A 1,059-nucleotide genomic window follows, 5' to 3' on the forward strand; every position below is an offset into this window, starting at 1 on the left:
GGCGAAGCTGAGAACTTAAGCGCCAGTAAACGGCGGTGGTAACTATAACCATCCTAAGGTAGCGAAATTCCTTGTCGGGTAAGTTCCGACCTGCACGAATGGCGTAACGACTTCTCGACTGTCTCAACCATAGGCCCGGTGAAATTGCACTACGAGTAAAGATGCTCGTTTCGCGCAGCAGGACGGAAAGACCCCGGGACCTTTACTACAGTTTGATATTGGTGTTCGGTTCGGCTTGTGTAGGATAGGTGGGAGACTGTGAAGCTTGGACGCCAGTTCAGGTGGAGTCGTCGTTGAAATACCACTCTGGTCGTGCTGGATGTCTAACCTGGGTCCGTGATCCGGATCAGGGACAGTGTCTGATGGGTAGTTTAACTGGGGCGGTTGCCTCCTAAAGAGTAACGGAGGCGCCCAAAGGTTCCCTCAGCCTGGTTGGCAATCAGGTGTTGAGTGTAAGTGCACAAGGGAGCTTGACTGTGAGACCGACGGGTCGAGCAGGGACGAAAGTCGGGACTAGTGATCCGGCGGTGGCTTGTGGAAGCGCCGTCGCTCAACGGATAAAAGGTACCCCGGGGATAACAGGCTGATCTTCCCCAAGAGTCCATATCGACGGGATGGTTTGGCACCTCGATGTCGGCTCGTCGCATCCTGGGGCTGGAGTCGGTCCCAAGGGTTGGGCTGTTCGCCCATTAAAGCGGTACGCGAGCTGGGTTTAGAACGTCGTGAGACAGTTCGGTCCCTATCCGCTGTGCGCGTAGGAATATTGAGAAGGGCTGTCCCTAGTACGAGAGGACCGGGACGGACGAACCTCTGGTGTGCCAGTTGTCCTGCCAAGGGCATGGCTGGTTGGCTACGTTCGGGAGGGATAACCGCTGAAAGCATCTAAGCGGGAAGCCTGCTTCGAGATGAGTATTCCCACCTCCTTGAGAGGGTAAGGCTCCCAGTAGACGACTGGGTTGATAGGCCAGATGTGGAAGCCTCGTAAGGGGTGGAGCTGACTGGTACTAATAGGCCGAGGGCTTGTCCTCAGTTGCTCGCGTCCACTGTGTTAGTTCTGAA

Annotated in this window: 1 rRNA gene; it reads left to right on the top strand. The window is 55.6% G+C overall.

The features are described from left to right. A 23S ribosomal RNA gene (locus ACGFRG_RS36370) occupies positions 1 to 1,028 on the top strand; the annotation flags it as partial. Positions 1,029 to 1,059 lie beyond the last annotated feature (31 nt).

The sequence above is a fragment of the Streptomyces sp. NPDC048696 genome (genome assembly GCF_043198895.1).
GTDB lineage: Bacteria > Actinomycetota > Actinomycetes > Streptomycetales > Streptomycetaceae > Streptomyces.